Below are 17124 nucleotides of genomic sequence, written 5' to 3'. Positions count from 1 at the left end.
CCGGTTTTTACTCAAGTCGCATACCGACTTTTATCAATCCGATTATAACAGTCAGAATACAGCCATTTTGGCTTTAGTTCTATCAGAACCACGTATAAAACAAAAACATAAATCGCCAAAAATATTCTCTCCTTTATTGTATTCGAGATATGATGGCATAAAAAATCGGACAGTATTCTTTTTAATCTATAATCCTATGTTGAAAAAGTTAAATTTAGTAAGTACTATTTTGCTAACGGGAGCTTTGGCTGTTCCGGGAGGAGCTTGGGCAGATACAGCCCCGGTAAAGCAAGGTGTCAGCATTTCCCAACAGAATGGGAAAGTAACATGTACAGTGGAAGACTCTTTCGGCCCTGTGGTTGGAGCTTCCGTAGTAATAAAGGGTACGACTAACGGAAACGTATCTGACAGTAATGGTCAGGTCGTTTTAGAAGGTCTGAAACGAGGCGATATCATCCAAGTCTCCTTTATTGGCTATATGACACAAGAGATCCCCTACACCGGACAGGCCAGTATCAAGATTGCCTTGAAAGAAGATTCACAGGCCTTGGACGAAGTAGTAATTGTCGGCTATGGTGTACAACGCAAAGAGAGTCTGACAGGAGCTTTGCAGACACTCAAAGATGAAAAACTGACCGACATCACGACTCCGTCGGTTGAAAACATGCTGAACGGAAAAATATCCGGCGTTTTTGTTGCTCCGGGCTCGGGACAGCCGGGTGCAAAAGGCGCTGTAATGGTGCGTGGTAAAGCCACGTTGAGCGGCTCGACAGCTCCCCTATGGGTAATCGATGGCGTAATTGTCGGAGATGGAGCCGGTCTGTTGAATCCTGCGGATATCGAGACCATGACCATCCTGAAGGATGCAGCCTCTACCGCCATCTATGGTTCCGAAGGTGCTAACGGTGTAATTCTTATAACAACCAAATCAGCCAAAAGCGGTAAAATGCAGATCAACGCTTCTGCTAAATTGGGTGTCAGCACACTGAACAACGGTAATCTGAAAATGATGAACGGTGCCGAGTTGTATGACTATTACAATTCTTTCAACAACCCGGAAATGGTCAATTTCACACGTTGGAATCCGGAATTACGTAATTCCAATTTCGACTGGTGGGATCTCGCCACACACGCCGGATTCACACAGGATTACAATTTATCCATTTCCGGTGGGAACGAAAACTTAAAATCCTACTTGTCTGTAGGTTATTATGATGAAGATGGTGCCGTAAAAGGGTATGATTATTCACGTTACACGTTCCGCTACCGTTCCACCTATACCCCGTACAAATGGCTGACTATTAAACCTTCTATTTCCGGCGCCATGCGCGATGTAGAAGATGCGCAATATTCGGTTACTGCCATGTACTCCATGCTTCCCTGGGATAGTCCTTATGATGAAAAAGGGAATTTAGTTCCGGACCGTTATCAGGGATGGGTGAATAGCCAGCAGACAAACTATCTGAACGACCTCTCGTATGGCAACCATACGGATTATAAAACATACGAATTCCTCGGTAATCTGGATTTTGACATCAAGATCACAGATTGGCTGACATTCCGTTCAACCAACAGCTATCAGTACACGAACTACTATTACCATTCCTACTCTGATCCCCGCAGTAACGGAGCCTTAGGCGTAAACGGACGTATCGAGGAATATCAAAGCAACACAACCCGCCGCTACACCAACCAGTTGCTGAACTTCAATAAGATATTCGGCAAACATTCGGTAGAAGCCATCTTGGCCTATGAGTTCAAAGACTATCAAGGCAAAGCGACAAAAGCTATCGGTACGGGATTCGCCCCGGGCTTTGAAGTACTGGACGTAACAGCCCTGCCCGAAAAGGTCGGAGGCAGTTTGAGCGAATCGGCAAGCCAGTCTTTCTTTATGCGCGCCAACTATTCGTACGACAACCGCTATGTAGCTGAATTATCTCTCCGCCGTGATGGGGCCTCTAACTTCGGAACAGATGCTCGCTACGGTAATTTCTACTCCATCAGTGGCGGTTGGAATATCCACCGGGAACATTGGTTTAATGCGGATTGGGTAGATGCATTAAAGCTGCGTGCCTCTTACGGTACGATGGGTAACAGACCGGGTGAACTTTATCCGCAATATGCCCTCTATTCCGTCTCCGCCAACTACGACGGCGTACCGGGAACACTGATCAGCCAAGTAGGCAATCCGGATCTGACATGGGAACAAACTTCCACATTCGGATTGGGTCTGGATGCAAATCTGTTTGACAACCGACTGCATATCGTACTCGACTATTATAATAAATACACAACTGACGTACTTTACCGGACACCGATATCCGGTATTACAGGTGTAACCAGCCGCTGGCAGAATGTCGGTGAAATCAGTAATAAGGGTATCGAATTGACCATCGGCGGAGATATCATCCGTTCGAAAGACTGGAATTGGAGCTTGGAAGCCAATTTGGGACACAATAAGAATACTGTTGAAAAATTGTATGGCGATGATCCTGATTTGGAAATCATAGGAGGAGGCGGTATCGGTATTGCCGGTGAAGCAGACAAAATCCTCAAAGTAGGTTACAGCAGCGATGCATTTTACATGCAAGAGTGGGCAGGCGTTAACCCGGAAACCGGAGCTCCACAATGGTACACGACAGACAAAGATGGCAGCCGCGTCATCACGGAAGATTATGCGAAAGCTGACCAGATAATTTGTCCGCCCTCCACTCCGAAGCTCTTCGGTGGATTCAACACCACGTTAAACTGGAAAAACATAGATTTGAATGCCGTATTCGGTTATTCGATCGGAGGTAAGATTTATAACTATTCACGTCAGGAATATGACTCCGACGGTGCTTATACCGACCGTAACCAAATGAAGCTGAAGGACGGTTGGAGCCGCTGGGAAAAGCCCGGTGACATTGCAACACACCCGGTTGCATCCTATAACAACCAGTCCGGCTCGCAGAAAGCATCTACCCGTTATCTGGAAAACAGCGACTTCTTGAAACTCCGTTCATTGACGATCGGCTACAACCTCAGCTTGCCGCAATATTACATTCAAAACATGCGTATATTCTTCGCTGGGGAAAACTTGTTCACCATAACCGGTTATTCCGGTGTCGATCCTGAAATTCCTGCTAAAGACGGTACGACCGTAATTGGTTCCGTAGGACCATCTGTTTACCCGTCTACCCGCAAATTCATGTTTGGTCTTAATTTAACATTCTAACACGCAAAGCACGTATGAAAAAGATTATATCAAAATTTCTTATAGTAACTGCCTGCGCAGGTGTAGCATTGACTTCCTGCGACATCGAACGGTTGCCGAATGGAAGCATGGCTGCCGAAGACATTACTTCGGACCCGAACACTTATCTCGACGGTCTGGTACGTGGCGCATACGCCCAATTGAAAACATGGTCCGACCCGATGCACCGTTTAGGTGAGTATGCCGGCGACAATATGATGATTCGCGGTTCTTCCACGGATGCCTTCTACGAATTCATATCCTATTCACGCACGGCCAATAACTACCGTTTGCAGAGTTTCTGGGATTCCGGCTACAAAGCTATCGCCCAGACTTCCAACGTCATCAAAATGATCGAAGAAGGACAAAGTACCGAGATCGATAATAAATTAGGCGAATGTTACTACATCCGGGGCATGATGTATTTCTATCTGACCCGTGCCTTCGCCCGTCCTTACTATCAGGCTCCGGACAAAAACTTAGGTGTCCCTATCGTCAACGGTACGCCGGACGACTTGAACAACTTGCAATTGCCCGACCGTGCAACCGTCACACAAAGTTACGCACAAGCGATCGCCGACCTCCGAAAAGCAGAAAACATGCTGACAGTCAACGATGGTCCCGCCTATGCCTCCAAAGGTGCGGCACAAGCCATGCTGTCGCGCGTATATCTTTATATGAGCGGTACCTATTTGAATCCGAACACGCAATATGCCGATTCTGCCGCTTATTATGCAACACAAGTGATCAATTCCGGCGAATACCAGTTATTGCCGCGCGAAGAGTTCATGTTCTACAACACCTATGTTCCAGAAAACAACAAGGAATCCATCTTCGTCGTTAAACGGGTTGCTTCCGAATTCTCCGGCGATGACCACTATTACGGCATCGGAGGTATGTATGCCAATATCGGAGGTATGGGCTGGGGTGAAATGTTTGCAAGCGCCAAATATATAGACTTGCTGAACGAAACCGGTCGTAACGACTGGCGTCCGGATCAGAAAAAGATTGTCGATGCCCGTGCGAACTTTATCGAACCGCAATATGTCGAAGACGACAACGGTAAATACACCGAAGTATTCCGTTTCATCAAGAACGTTTACGACGCAAGCGGCAAGCATACGAACTACAACTACGTACAGGCCGCATTGAACAAAAACGGGAACCAATACACCTGCTCGGAAACAGTTGGAGACGTAACAAACACTTATCCGATGACGCCGGTCAATGAAGCCCAGCAAATCTATTCAATCAAGTATTCCGACGGTAACACCTACACCGGTGTAATCGACTACCAGATGTCACTAAACCGTGTCTATCCGGAATTCTACATTACAAAATGCTCACGTGAAGGCGAAGACTCGCATCTGTACTCTCCGCTCATCTCCCGCCTGGGCGAACTTTATCTGAACCGGGCCGAGGCTTACGCAAAAATGGGACGTTACGGTGAAGCATTAAGCGACCTCAACACGATTCGCGAACGCTCTATCCCCGGCGCAGGTTATTCTTCACTGGATGCAACGACCGCCCCGACCTTGATCGATAAGGAACGTCAGTTGGAATTGGCCTATCAGGCAGAACGCAGCTACGACGTATTTCGTAACGGCGAAGCACTGACACGTCATTATCCGGGTCCGCAAAACGCGATGGAAGACATACCGGCAACAGAATACCGCGTAACCTATTTCATCCCGCAAACGGCTATAAACTCTTATCCGAGCGGTAGCAAACTGACACAGAATCCGTTGGATAACAGCGGAGTTATCCTGAACTAAATCTTTATATATAAGAGAGTATGCCTGACACACTTGGCATGCTCTCTTTTCTTTTCCGCACAACCCGGCATCACCCGGTAATTAATCCGCCATTTTGCCGACACCAACCGGCTTTTCTTCAGCAAAACAACACTATTCAGGTATGCACAAATGATGATTTAACGGTTCATTATTTCTTAAAACTTAAAAACTCGTCAAGATCGGCTGCGAAATGGTATTGCAGTACTTCATGGGGTTATAGTGCCGTAAAGGAATGAATAACCCGGCAGATAGAATGAACGATGCGGGATGTGTGCTACTTCCATACCTACCCGCTATTCATGTTACAGCCGTGAAACAAAAGAAATCCAACTGTAACAGAGAAGGAAGACAGTTGTGACATGCAAAGAATACAACCGTAACATGCAATAGAGGACCGGTGTTTATCCGTTATTGATTTGCTATTTGCCAGATATGAAATATTAGTCCTGCAGTTCTTCCCTGTTTACTTTTTAAACACCAGGTAGACAGCCGCCACCAGGAACAGGAACGCTAACGCATGGTTCCATTTGAATGATTCGCCTTTGAAGGCAATCGTGCTGAATCCGACAAAGACAACCAGCGTAATCACCTCCTGGATCACTTTCAACTGGATCAGGTTAAACGGGCCGCCGTTATCACGGAATCCCATCCGGTTCGCCGGAACCTGGAAACAATACTCGAAGAAAGCTAAAAACCAGCTAAACAAGATAACGCCGATCAACGGCAGATGCTCGAACCAACTGAACTGCTGTTTCATCTTCAGATGTCCGTACCAGGCACACGTCATAAAGACATTGGACACGACCAATAACAGAATAGTATAAAATCCCTGCATAATTTATTTTAGTTTGTGAGGCAGATAATCCTCCTGAATATTCGACATACTGCTCCAAAGGCTGTAGCGCGCCTCCGGGTTAATCGCTTCCAGACACGACAAAACCTCCTTCATATCCGAACGGCTGGAACCGGATTCGTACGGACAATTCTTGATCTGCTTCCTGTAACCCCGCCACGCCGCAATGCGGATCAGCTCCTTCTCCTCCACTAAGCACATCGGGCGAATAATCTCCATATCGAACTTATCCATCTTCAGACGCGGAGGCATCGTCCCGATTGCCCCCTGATGGATCATATTCATCAGAAGCGTTTCGAGAATATCGTCCTGGTGATGTCCTAATGCAATCTTGTTGCAGTTGTGCTGCCGGGCAATGTCGAACAAGGCTTTGCGCCGTGTCCAGGAACAAAGGAAACAGGGAGATTTGCGGGTGTCGGTCGAGGCGTCGAAACTCGTCTCGTGCACGAAAAAGGGAAGCCCGTGCTCTTCGGCGCATCCCTTCAGGTAGTCGAGATCCGAACGGTACGGGATGTTCGACATGACAATATGCGTCACGACCACTTCGAACCGGGGCCGGAAGATTTTGGAACGCCGTCCCAGCAGGTCTACCAGCGCCAAAGAGTCCTTGCCGCCCGACAGTCCGATCAGGATACGGTCGCCATCCGCAATCAGGCCATATTCGAATATTGCCTTCTTAACCTTCTCTTCTACTTTTCGAAACAGGAGTTCTTCTTCCGTCAGCTTTGCCATACTCTTTTTTAATCGGGCACAAAAATACATATTTATCCCGCGAATTGCATCCTCTACTAAAAATATTATTATCTTTGAAACGGTATAATTATATCATACAATTAAGGTACTATGAATTGGTTATCACATAAACTGTTTTATACAATAGGAATTACGTTACTCTGCGGCGGGCTGCATGCGCAAAGTCTGGCCGAAGCAAAGAAATTATATAATGAAGGGAAATATGCGGAAGCCAAGCCGGCTTTTGAAAAGCTGGTCAAGCAGGCTCCCAGTAACTCATCTTATAATCATTGGTACGGTGTCTGCTGTTACGAGACCGGAGATTTGGCGGGTGCCGAAAAACACTTGCAAGTAGCTGTCAAGCGCAAAGTGCAGGAGGCTTATAACTATATGTCCAAGATTTATTACGAGACATATCGTTTCGATCAGGCAGCCGAAATGCTGGAGGACTACATCGACCTGTTGGCAAAAAAGAAACAGGACCCGCAAGCGTTCGAGGCAAGGCTCGACCTGGCGAACAATGCCCAGCGCATGATGGAGAAAGTGGAAGACGTGCAGATCATCGACAGTCTGGTTGTCGATAAAGATGATTTCCTCTCCGCCTATATACTGAGTGAAGAAAGCGGAACGCTCGAAACCTATAAAGATTTCTTCCAGACGAACGAGCCGGTGGGCTCGACGGTCTATAAGAACCAGAAAGGCGACAAGATATACTACGCCCATCCTACAGACGGCGACCGCTACTGCCTCTTCACCCAATCCATGCTGATGGATGAATGGGGAGACGAAAAACAGTTACCGATGAACATCAACAGTAACGATGACGACAACTATCCGTTTGTCCTTCCCGACGGTGCCACGATCTATTACGCTTCCAAAGGGAACGGCTCGATAGGCGGTTACGACCTGTTTGTCACCCGCTATAACATCAATTCCGATACGTATCTGGCCCCGGAGCAGTTGGGCATGCCGTTCAACTCGCCTTACAACGACTATATGATGGTGTTCGACGAGGTGAAGGGATTGGGTTGGTTCGTTTCCGACCGCTTCCAGCCGGAAGGCAAAGCCTGCGTCTATCTCTTTATTCCGAACCCGGAGCACAAGCGGGTGGAGAGTGAAGACATCGATCTGAAGCGGGCCCGCGCGGCGATCACCTCTATCCAGGATTCCTGGAAGGAAGGTTCCGACTATGCCGAGCTGATCCGCCTTTCCCATACGGAGATTCCTTACGGGGAAGAAAAAATAGAAAAGGATTTCGAGTTTATCATCGGCAATGACATTGTCTACTATAAGTTAGACGATATCAAAAGCCCGGAAGCAAAAGGATATTACGAAAAGGTGGTCGCCCTCAATAAGCAGATCAAAGAGCTGAACGGAAAGCTGGACGGCCTGCGCGCGTCATACGCCCAAGGGAACAAGGCCCGCAAAGACCAGTTGAAACCGACCATCCTCGAAGCGGAAGAGCAACTGAACTCGCTCATGGATCAACCCGGCGAACTGGAGAAGAAGGCTCGTAATGCAGAAATCAAATATTTGACAAACAAACGATAATACGACTCTTATGTTATTCGAAACGCTTATCATCGCTTTCCTAATGATTGTAGCCATCGTGCTCGTCCTGCTGGAAATATTCATGTTGCCGGGAATCACGGTGGCAGGTGTAGGAGGATTCCTCTTTGCAGCCGGAGGACTGATCTATGCCTACTCGGTAAGCGTATGGATGGGAAATATAACGTTAGGCGTTTCGCTTTTGGTGTTTATCGCTTCATTTGCATGGCTGCTGCGCTCCAAATCGTTCAACCGGGTGGCTCTGAAAACGGATGTAGACTCGAAGTTAGTGTCCAGCCGGGATTTGGGAATCGTACCGGGTGACGAAGGGATAACGCTTTCCCGCCTCGCTCCTATCGGCAAAGCCCGTATCAAAGGGATCACGGTGGAAGCCAAGTCGATGGACGAACTGATCGACGAAGGCACGCCGGTCGAGGTGATGCGCGTAGACGGTTACAACGTACTGGTAAAAAGGAAAAATAATTCATAATTCATAACTCATAATTCTATTCACATGGAAATGACCTTTGTTCCGATAGCCCTACTGGGCGCAGCGATACTGCTGTTGGTAATATTCTTTTATTATGTGCCGTTCCTGCTGTGGATCTCGGCAAAAGTTTCGGGTGTCAACATCTCGCTGATACAACTCTTCCTGATGCGTATCCGTAATGTACCTCCTTACATCATCACCCGTGCCATGATCGAAGCCCACAAAGCCGGTCTGAAAACATTGACCCGTGATGAGTTAGAAGCGCACTACCTGGCTGGCGGACACGTGGAAAAGGTCGTCCATGCCCTGGTTTCGGCCTCCAAAGCAAACATAGACCTGCCTTTCCAGATGGCTACCGCTATCGACCTGGCCGGACGTGACGTATTCGAAGCCGTGCAGATGTCTGTAAACCCGAAAGTGATCGACACGCCTCCCGTAACTGCCGTTGCCAAAGACGGTATCCAGTTGATTGCCAAAGCGCGCGTGACGGTTCGTGCCAATATCAAGCAGTTGGTCGGTGGTGCCGGCGAAGAAACAATCCTGGCCCGTGTAGGCGAAGGTATCGTTTCGTCCATCGGTTCGTCCGAAAGCCACAAGACGGTATTGGAGAATCCGGATTCCATCTCCAAGCTGGTACTCCGCAAAGGATTGGATGCCGGGACTGCTTTTGAAATCCTTTCCATCGACATCGCCGATATAGATATAGGTAAGAACATCGGTGCCTTCCTTCAGATGGACCAGGCACAGGCCGACAAGAACATTGCCCAGGCAAAAGCCGAAGAACGCCGTGCGATGGCCGTTGCACTCGAACAGGAAATGAAAGCCAAAGCGCAGGAAGCCCGCGCCAAAGTGATCGAAGCCGAAGCACAGGTTCCGCAAGCTATGGCAGATGCATTCCGTTCCGGCAACTTAGGCGTCATGGACTACTATAAAATGAAGAATATCGAGGCTGACACCAGCATGCGCGAAGCAATCGCCAAGCCGGCAAGTACGCCTTCCAAACCGTTAAAGGACTAAAAGAATCATGATTGCACCTTCTGAACTCATTATCAATCCCGATGGCAGCTGCTTTCACCTGCATCTGAGACCGGAACAGTTGGCCGACAAGATTATTATGGTCGGCGATCCTGATCGTGTGAATACGGTTGCGGCTTACTTCGATACGAAAGAGTGCGAAGTGTCGAGCCGCGAGTTCCATACGATCACCGGAACATATAAAGGGAAGCGTATCACAACGCTTTCCCATGGCATCGGGACTGATAATATCGACATCGTCCTGAACGAATTGGACGCACTGGCAAACATCGACTTTGCCACGCGTACCATCAAACCGGACTTCCGGCAACTGACAATGGTACGTGTCGGTACTTCAGGAGGCTTGCAACCATTCGTCCCCGTCGGCACATACGTGGCAGCCGAAAAATCGATCGGCTTCGACGGGGTGTTGTATTTCTATGCCGACTCTGCCAAAGTACGCGACAGGGCGTTCGAAGCGGAACTCCTTAAACAGTTGGAGTGGAAACTAAGCGGCATCCAGCCGTATGTCGTTTCGGCCGATCCTTCGCTGATCGAACAGATCACGCAGGGCGACATTATCCGGGGTGTAACGATTGCCGCCAACGGTTTCTACGGTCCGCAAGGCCGCCAACTTCGTCTGCCGCTTGCCGATCCTGAACTGAACCGGAAAATCGAAGCTTTCAACTATAACGGCATCCAGATCACGAACTTCGAAATGGAAAGTTCATCGCTTGCGGGACTGTCCGCCCTGATGGGACACCGGGCAATGACTGTCTGTTGCATCATTGCCGGACGGGTTGCCAAAGACATGAACACCGAATACAAAGGTTCCATGACCGGCCTGATCGAAACAGTATTAGACCGGATTTGAGAACCGAATCTTCCCGCCGGTTGTTGACATTATATATAATGTATATGGATCATGGAATGGGGAAAGACTATATTATCATCTTTGGAATGGGGTAAATCCATCTCCAACAGAGAAGAGAAAGAGAGAGTTGCGGAGATCATTTCCTCTATGGTGGATGACGGGGATATTATCGGTGCAGGTTCCGGCTCGACCGCTTACTTGGCATTAACAAAGATTGCCGAAAGGGTCAAAAACGAACAGCTGCACATCCGCGCTATCCCGACCTCACAGGAGATCCGTATGACTTGCGCCCGCTTAGGGATTCCCGTCACCAGCCTGTGGGAACATAAACCGGACTGGACATTCGACGGCGCTGACGAAATAGATACGGAGCACAACATGATAAAAGGGCGCGGCGGAGCGATGTTTAAAGAGAAGCTATTGATCAGTTCCAGCCCCCGGAGCTATATTATCGCCGATCCTTCCAAGATGGTCACGAAGTTAGGCACCCGCTTCCCGGTTCCCATAGAAATATTTCCCGAAGCACTTACTTACGTGGAAGAAGTACTCCGGGCTTATAATCCAAAAGAAATCAAATTAAGAATGGCAGAAGGGAAAGATGGTCCCATAATCACAGAGAATGGAAACCTGATTCTCGATGCCTGGTTCGACAACATCCCCGATAATTTAGAGAGATCGATCAAATCGATTACCGGGGTTATCGAAAGCGGGCTGTTCATGCACTACAACGTGCAGATCATTTCATAAAGCCCTGGTCTTTCAAGACCTTCAGCAAGACATCCGAGAAATATTCATTGTTGGCCTTCGTATAGCGTACATCCGTAAATACCTGGGCCAATGTTTCTTTCTCATTTTCCCGTACGAATTGCTTGTTGACCTCCAGTTCTTCTTTGTCGCGGTACAACGCATCGATAGAGGCAGGCGTATAATCCGTATAAGTTTCCTGATGGATAACAGCGTCGAGCGGCAGGCGTTCCACCTGTTCAGGCATTCCATCCGGATAACCGACTGTCACTGTTACGATAGGCACAACCAAACGGGGAAGCGAGAGGGCTTCAATAATCTTATCCGCATTATAGGCAGTCGTTCCCAAGTAACAGATTCCCAACCCTTTTTCTTCCGCAGCCGTGCAGAAACACTGTGCAAACAGCATCGCATCGATCGTAGAAGCGATAAAAGTCTGGAAGTTGTCGAAACCGGCCACAGCCTTACGTTGCTCCGCCCACTTGACAAAGCGGTTGGCATCGGCACAGAAAGTCAGCACAACCGGAGCAGTCGTAATCATCGGCTGATTGAAATGGGCGGGAGCCAGCTTTTCCTTATTCGCCTTATCGTGGGTAATGACGACGCTATATAACTGCATATTTCCCGTATTGGAGGCACGGGCTGCTATTTCCAATAATTCATTCAGCAATGTATCCGGGATGTCCTGAGTCGTATATTTACGGATCGTCCGTCTGTTCTTCATATTTTCCAACATAACTTAGTCTATTTAGTTTATGACACAATCTATTAATAGCAAAGGCCGAGCGCCCAGATAGGGATCTTGTTTCCTACGCTCTTCGGCTGTCCGTGAATGGCGGCAAAGGCATTCTCCACATCCTTGATCCGATCATAATCCATCAACGGATCGCCGATCATAAATGTATATTTATCATTTACCCGGTAATCGCCATTCTGCAAAAGCTCAACCGTCCCGCAGTTCGACATCTGATCGACAAAGAAAGTTTCACCGAGATAAACGCGTTCCATTTCCCGGAAAAGGCTTGCCATCAGATTGGTGTTTGCCGTGAACGACCGGTAGGCACGGGACAGGCCGCCTTCTTCTTTCGTTGCCTGCAAAAGCCGGAGGACGCCTATCTCTTCCGCATAATCCAGCAATTTATGCACACGCGTATTATCTAATTCATACTTTGACGACAAAGCTTGCATGCGGGGCACTTCGGGTGCTTCTTTACCAAGCTGCACCAGCAGTTGTTTCATCTTACGGAACATTCCGAAATTCATCGGGTGGACAGAAACCAAGTCTATATCGACCGAGTCACGGACCATATCTTGCAAACGGAAAATAAAAGCATCCGGATCTTCCCAATAGAAAGGATAGCAACCATGTTCCAGGTAATTCCGGAAGATCGGGACGACATTAATCTCATCCATCACCTGCTGTGTCACTTCCGCGTGGTTAAGCAGCAGTTCATCCAGAGGGACCGGCTTAAGATCAAGCGCTCCCTCGTAGGACAAATATTCACGGAACGACATCGTATGCAATTTGTACCAATCTCCTTTCCCGGCAAAAGGCAGTTCCGCCTTATCACCCTCAAGCAATAAAGGTGCGGCAAATACGATCTGCATCTCAGGGTAAGTTTCATATAAATGCACTATCGCCCGCTCCCAGTCACCATAGCGGTGGACACTATCCAGAAAAAGGTGCCTGCCGCCATCCTCGTAAAACGTCCTCACGATCTCGGGCAACATTTGCTGTTCCTGAAACCATATATTGTCGAGTGGCAAATACAATGCTTCATCCGAATCCCCATAAGCGGATTTGATATGCTGAAGCAACAAGGTTGTTTTTCCGACACCTTTTGCACCGAAAATACCGATCAACCTCTTGTCCCACTTGATCTGCCGGGATAAATAACGTTGGAAACCCAAATTGACACCCTTGAGCAATTGCTCATGGTTTAGCCGATACATGTCCATACTATAACTGATTTGAGACAAAAATACTATATTAAAGCCAATCTACAAAACCAACAACTCACAGGAAGAATAGTTTTTTTCGTACCTTTGCATTTCTAAACCAATAAACAAATGGAAACATCTAAAGTTTATTTCACCAATCTCCGCACGACTCCGTCCAGTAACCTGCTGGACAAGATGGAACGTCTTGTAAAACGTGCCGGGATAGCAAACATTGATTTCCAAAATCAATTTACAGCGATTAAGATCCATTTCGGCGAGCCGGGAAACCTGGCATATATTCGTCCGAACTATGCTGCCCGGATGGCAACGTTACTTCGCAGCCTCGGGGCAAAGCCTTTCCTCACGGATTGTAACACCTTGTATTCAGGCCGTCGTGCCAATGCCGTGGATCATCTGGAGAGCGCTATGGAAAACGGTTTCAATCCTATTTCCGCCAAATGCGATGTGATTATCGCAGATGGCCTGAAAGGAACGGAATACCGCGAAATTGAGATTAACGGTGAGTATTGCAAAGCTCCTAAAATCGGTTCTGCCATTGCAGATGCGGATATTGTCATCACGATGAACCACTTCAAAGGGCACGAACAGACCGGATTCGGAGGCGCTTTAAAGAACATCGGTATGGGATGCGCCAGTGTCGGCGGAAAGCTGGAACTTCATTCGGCTTCGCAGCCCAGAATCGACATCGAAAGTTGCAAAGGTTGCAATATCTGTGTCAAGCATTGCCGCCACGATGCCATTCATCTGAATGCGTCGCATAAAGCGGAGATCGACTACACGAAATGCGTCGGTTGCGGCCAGTGTGTCGCTCTTTGCCAATACGACGGCGCCGTCATGGGTGAAGGGGATACTTCCGAACGTCTGAATTATAAGATTGCCGAATATTCCAAAGCGGTATTATTAGGTAAAAAGCATTTCCATGTCAGCTTCATCATGAACGTATCGCCGGAATGTGACTGTTGGAATCATAATGACGCGGCTATTATCCCGGATTTGGGTATCGCAGCCTCTTTTGATCCGGTAGCCCTTGACAAAGCGTGTGCCGATATGGTGATCAAAGCTCCGATCCTGGAAACGGGCAACCGTCTTTCAGACGCTCCGCACCATGATCATCTGGAAGATTGCGACAAGTTCCACATCATGCACCCAGAAACCAACTGGCAAGCAGGTCTGGAACATGCCGAAAAGATCGGTCTGGGAACACAACAGTATGAATTAATAACCGTATAAAACCGTAGGGGCGGTTCGCGAACCGCCCTTTATTATTTATTTTTCACATGATCAATCAAGATACCATCTGCGCCGTATCAACCGCCCCTGGAGCCGGGGGAATTGCTGTAATCCGTGTCTCCGGGCCGGAAGCAATCACGATCTGTAACACGATATTCGTACCGCGTACAGCAGGAAAAGACCTGTTGTCACAGAAAGCCTATACGTTGCGCTATGGTAGTATCCGGCGTGGAGAAGAACTGATAGACGATGTCCTGATAGCCCTTTTCCGTGCCCCCCACTCTTTTACCGGAGAAGATACGATTGAAATCACGTGTCACGGCTCCGTTTATATCCAGCAGCAAATCATGCAGCTTCTGATCGAAAACGGTTGCCGCTCCGCCCTGCCCGGCGAATATACGCAGCGTGCTTTCATGAACGGCAAAATGGACTTGAGCCAGGCGGAAGCTGTTGCCGACCTGATCGCATCGACCTCAGCCGGTCAACATCGCCTGGCACTGAACCAGATGCGCGGAGGTTTCAGCAATGAATTAAAAAATCTGCGTGAACAGCTTCTGCATATTACATCCCTGATGGAGTTGGAGTTGGATTTCAGCGACCACGAAGAGCTAGAATTTGCCGACCGCAGCGAACTAAGCACTTTAGCGGCTCATATCGAAACGGTCATATCACGTCTGGCTAATTCCTTTAGTGTGGGAAACGCAATCAAGAATGGTATTCCGGTTGCGATTATCGGTGAAACGAATGCGGGGAAATCCACCTTACTGAACGTCTTGCTGAACGAAGAAAAAGCAATCGTAAGTGATATTCACGGCACAACGCGTGACGTAATCGAAGACACGATCAACATCCAGGGCATCACATTCCGTTTCATCGATACCGCCGGCATCCGTGAGACGCATGACGCTATCGAGAGTATCGGCATCGAACGTACATTCCAGAAACTCGACCAGGCAAATATCGTCCTTTGGATGATAGATGCGGTCGATGCACCCCAACAAATCGCCCAATTGTCCGAAAAGATTCTACCTCGTTGCGAAGGGAAGCAATTGATCCTTGTTTTCAATAAGGCCGACCTGCTTGCCGATACAACTGGCCTCATCCCTGCCAACCTACCCGAAAATGTCCAGTCCATCTTTATCTCCGCCAAGAAAAAAGAGAACATTAACGCGTTGCAGGATCTATTAATCCAAGCCGCCCATATCCCTTCTCTATCCCAAAACGATATCATCGTCACCAACATCCGCCATTACGAAGCCCTAACCCACGCCCTCGACTCCATCCACCGCGTCCAGGAAGGCCTCTCCTCCAACCTCTCCGGCGACTTCGTCTCCCAAGACCTCCGTGAATGCATTTTTCATCTTTCAGATATCGTCGGCGAGGTTACGACGGACCAGGTGCTGGGGAATATATTTGAGAGGTTTTGCATCGGCAAGTAAGTGGTGATTACCAATGATTAGCATATATCATCAATGATTATTAAGGCGTTCATTTTGAGCGCCTTTCTTTTTAGCCTTATAAGCGATACTCATCGTTTATAGGGCTTTTTCAGCTCATTTTTGTACCGTATTTGTTGCTCGCTTGTTACACTCCGGCTTCAGGGGCGGAAAGGTCGTGGATACACTGGTACGTCATGGTACGTGGTGGTACGCGATGAAACAGATTTGGCGAAATAAACGGAGAAATAACAAAAGAAAATGAGTAGTAAAATCGACATTCAGAAGAGATGCAAGTGGTGTGGTGCTATCTTTACAGCCCATAAGACAACCACAGAGTATTGTTCTCACCGATGCGGCAACCTTGCCTATAAGGACAAGGTCAGGAAACAGCGCATTGAAAGCCTACAGCACGAACTTGGAAAAAGCATCAAGACACCTCCAAATTTAAACAAAGAGTACCTAACGCCATCAGAAGTTGCAGAGTTGTTGCACATAGGGCGAACTTCCATTTATCGCTACATCCGCAATGGAGCTATTAAAGTAATCCGCTTTGAACGGAAGACACTTGTTCGTAAAGCAGATATAGAGGAAATGACATCCTATATTGAGCAAGTGGCAAAGGACAAACCGATTAAAGAGAAAGTTCCCATCACCGACTTCTACACCACAGCCGAAGTCAAAGAGAAGTTCAATGTAGCAGAGTCATGGATATTCGCCATAGCCAAGAAGAACAATATCCCTCGGACTTTCAACCGTGGTAAGACCTACTGGAGCAAGAAGCACATGGATGCATACTTTGCAAAGAAAGCACCGAACCCGGACATCGCAGAATGGTACAGCACCCAAGAAATGCAGGAGAAGTTCGGCATGACCTTATCCGCCATCTACACCTTCGTTTCCAAGAATGCCATTCCGAAGAAGAAAGAAGGTATCATGGTGTACTATTCCAAAAAGCATGTGGATATAGCCAAAGGAGTATCCGCACCCGAAGAACCGCAGTATTATATGGTAGCCGAAGCGATGGAGAAGTTCAACCTCACTCGTGACCAACTCTATCACTATACGAAATATCATAACATCTCCAAGGTGAAGAAAGGCAAATACACGCTTATCTCCAAATCTGAATTGGATAAACTGCTTGCAGCCCCAAAGATAGAATAAGTTATTTATCGGTGAATGTTGCCACCATTACATCACCTTATTCCTT

General features: G+C 47.8%; 14 protein-coding genes. 10 read left to right on the top strand and 4 right to left on the bottom strand.

Annotated elements, in window-relative coordinates; genetic code table 11:
• Positions 1 to 196: 196 nt before the first annotated feature.
• Together DWW90_RS16815 and DWW90_RS16810 are read left to right on the top strand one after the other, a co-directional pair.
• On the top strand, positions 197 to 3217 hold the full coding sequence (locus DWW90_RS16815; protein WP_122345806.1) for a TonB-dependent receptor: 3021 nt from the start codon (positions 197 to 199) through the stop codon (positions 3215 to 3217).
• 14 nt (positions 3218 to 3231) lie between these two features.
• Complete coding sequence (locus tag DWW90_RS16810) at positions 3232 to 5010, top strand: RagB/SusD family nutrient uptake outer membrane protein (RefSeq protein WP_115500022.1); 1779 nt, start codon at positions 3232 to 3234, stop codon at positions 5008 to 5010.
• A gap of 484 nt (positions 5011 to 5494) precedes the next feature.
• Here DWW90_RS16810 and DWW90_RS16805 read toward each other — a convergent pair whose 3' ends face one another.
• Together DWW90_RS16805 and DWW90_RS16800 are read right to left on the bottom strand one after the other, a co-directional pair.
• On the bottom strand, positions 5495 to 5866 hold the full coding sequence (locus tag DWW90_RS16805; RefSeq protein WP_115500023.1) for a DMT family protein: 372 nt from the start codon (positions 5864 to 5866) through the stop codon (positions 5495 to 5497).
• A gap of 3 nt (positions 5867 to 5869) precedes the next feature.
• Complete coding sequence (locus DWW90_RS16800; protein ID WP_122345805.1) at positions 5870 to 6616, bottom strand: tRNA 2-thiocytidine biosynthesis TtcA family protein; 747 nt, start codon at positions 6614 to 6616, stop codon at positions 5870 to 5872.
• Between the two features lie 111 nt (positions 6617 to 6727).
• Between DWW90_RS16800 and DWW90_RS16795 the strand changes: the two genes are divergently transcribed.
• Genes DWW90_RS16795 through rpiA form a run of 5 tightly spaced genes read left to right on the top strand, consistent with a single transcriptional unit; the run spans position 6728 to position 11289 of the window.
• Positions 6728 to 8167 carry a tetratricopeptide repeat protein gene (locus DWW90_RS16795; protein WP_122345804.1) on the top strand — a complete coding sequence of 480 codons (1440 nt, stop codon included), beginning with the start codon at positions 6728 to 6730 and terminating at the stop codon, positions 8165 to 8167.
• Between the two features lie 10 nt (positions 8168 to 8177).
• Positions 8178 to 8654 carry an NfeD family protein gene (locus DWW90_RS16790; protein WP_122331128.1) on the top strand — a complete coding sequence of 159 codons (477 nt, stop codon included), beginning with the start codon at positions 8178 to 8180 and terminating at the stop codon, positions 8652 to 8654.
• A gap of 24 nt (positions 8655 to 8678) precedes the next feature.
• Positions 8679 to 9671: a flotillin-like protein FloA gene (floA, locus tag DWW90_RS16785; protein ID WP_122345803.1), complete on the top strand. Its 993-nt coding sequence runs from the start codon at positions 8679 to 8681 to the stop codon at positions 9669 to 9671.
• Positions 9672 to 9678: 7 nt separating this feature from the next.
• A complete protein-coding gene (locus tag DWW90_RS16780; protein ID WP_122345802.1) occupies positions 9679 to 10542 on the top strand; it encodes a nucleoside phosphorylase in 864 nt (287 codons plus the stop codon).
• A gap of 51 nt (positions 10543 to 10593) precedes the next feature.
• A complete protein-coding gene (rpiA, locus tag DWW90_RS16775; RefSeq protein WP_122345801.1) occupies positions 10594 to 11289 on the top strand; it encodes a ribose 5-phosphate isomerase A in 696 nt (231 codons plus the stop codon).
• Here the strand turns inward: rpiA and DWW90_RS16770 are convergent.
• Both DWW90_RS16770 and DWW90_RS16765 read right to left on the bottom strand, forming a co-directional pair.
• Positions 11279 to 12022, bottom strand: coding sequence for a nitroreductase family protein (locus DWW90_RS16770; RefSeq protein ID WP_122345800.1), 744 nt, complete (start codon positions 12020 to 12022; stop codon positions 11279 to 11281). The genes rpiA and DWW90_RS16770 overlap by 11 nt on opposite strands.
• Before the next feature lie 32 nt (positions 12023 to 12054).
• Positions 12055 to 13245: an AAA family ATPase gene (locus DWW90_RS16765; RefSeq protein WP_122345799.1), complete on the bottom strand. Its 1191-nt coding sequence runs from the start codon at positions 13243 to 13245 to the stop codon at positions 12055 to 12057.
• A gap of 111 nt (positions 13246 to 13356) precedes the next feature.
• On the opposite strand from DWW90_RS16765, the gene DWW90_RS16760 reads away from it, so the two are divergent.
• From DWW90_RS16760 to DWW90_RS16750, 3 genes are all read left to right on the top strand, one after another.
• Positions 13357 to 14478 carry a DUF362 domain-containing protein gene (locus tag DWW90_RS16760; protein WP_122345798.1) on the top strand — a complete coding sequence of 374 codons (1122 nt, stop codon included), beginning with the start codon at positions 13357 to 13359 and terminating at the stop codon, positions 14476 to 14478.
• Positions 14479 to 14528: 50 nt separating this feature from the next.
• A complete protein-coding gene (gene mnmE / locus DWW90_RS16755) occupies positions 14529 to 15917 on the top strand; it encodes a tRNA uridine-5-carboxymethylaminomethyl(34) synthesis GTPase MnmE (RefSeq protein ID WP_199662209.1) in 1389 nt (462 codons plus the stop codon).
• Between the two features lie 258 nt (positions 15918 to 16175).
• Positions 16176 to 17078 carry a helix-turn-helix domain-containing protein gene (locus tag DWW90_RS16750; protein ID WP_122345796.1) on the top strand — a complete coding sequence of 301 codons (903 nt, stop codon included), beginning with the start codon at positions 16176 to 16178 and terminating at the stop codon, positions 17076 to 17078.
• Positions 17079 to 17124 lie beyond the last annotated feature (46 nt).

It is taken from the genome of Parabacteroides sp. AF17-28 (assembly GCF_003479205.1).
Taxonomy (GTDB): Bacteria; Bacteroidota; Bacteroidia; order Bacteroidales; family Tannerellaceae; genus Parabacteroides; species Parabacteroides acidifaciens.
The sequence above is the reverse complement of the archived record's forward strand: the minus strand, read 5'-3'. Positions and strand labels throughout refer to the sequence as shown.

Excerpts from the sequence above, each read along its gene's own strand:
- DWW90_RS16770 (WP_122345800.1), bottom strand. The coding sequence starts at position 12,022 with ATGTTGGAAAATATGAAGAACAGACGGACGATCCGTAAATATACGACT.
- floA (WP_122345803.1), top strand. The coding sequence starts at position 8,679 with ATGGAAATGACCTTTGTTCCGATAGCCCTACTGGGCGCAGCGATACTG.
- DWW90_RS16765 (WP_122345799.1), bottom strand. The coding sequence starts at position 13,245 with ATGGACATGTATCGGCTAAACCATGAGCAATTGCTCAAGGGTGTCAAT.
- DWW90_RS16805 (WP_115500023.1), bottom strand. The coding sequence starts at position 5,866 with ATGCAGGGATTTTATACTATTCTGTTATTGGTCGTGTCCAATGTCTTT.
- DWW90_RS16815 (WP_122345806.1), top strand. The coding sequence starts at position 197 with ATGTTGAAAAAGTTAAATTTAGTAAGTACTATTTTGCTAACGGGAGCT.
- DWW90_RS16760 (WP_122345798.1), top strand. The coding sequence starts at position 13,357 with ATGGAAACATCTAAAGTTTATTTCACCAATCTCCGCACGACTCCGTCC.
- DWW90_RS16780 (WP_122345802.1), top strand. The coding sequence starts at position 9,679 with ATGATTGCACCTTCTGAACTCATTATCAATCCCGATGGCAGCTGCTTT.
- DWW90_RS16795 (WP_122345804.1), top strand. The coding sequence starts at position 6,728 with ATGAATTGGTTATCACATAAACTGTTTTATACAATAGGAATTACGTTA.
- DWW90_RS16750 (WP_122345796.1), top strand. The coding sequence starts at position 16,176 with ATGAGTAGTAAAATCGACATTCAGAAGAGATGCAAGTGGTGTGGTGCT.
- DWW90_RS16790 (WP_122331128.1), top strand. The coding sequence starts at position 8,178 with ATGTTATTCGAAACGCTTATCATCGCTTTCCTAATGATTGTAGCCATC.
- rpiA (WP_122345801.1), top strand. The coding sequence starts at position 10,594 with ATGGAATGGGGAAAGACTATATTATCATCTTTGGAATGGGGTAAATCC.
- DWW90_RS16810 (WP_115500022.1), top strand. The coding sequence starts at position 3,232 with ATGAAAAAGATTATATCAAAATTTCTTATAGTAACTGCCTGCGCAGGT.
- DWW90_RS16800 (WP_122345805.1), bottom strand. The coding sequence starts at position 6,616 with ATGGCAAAGCTGACGGAAGAAGAACTCCTGTTTCGAAAAGTAGAAGAG.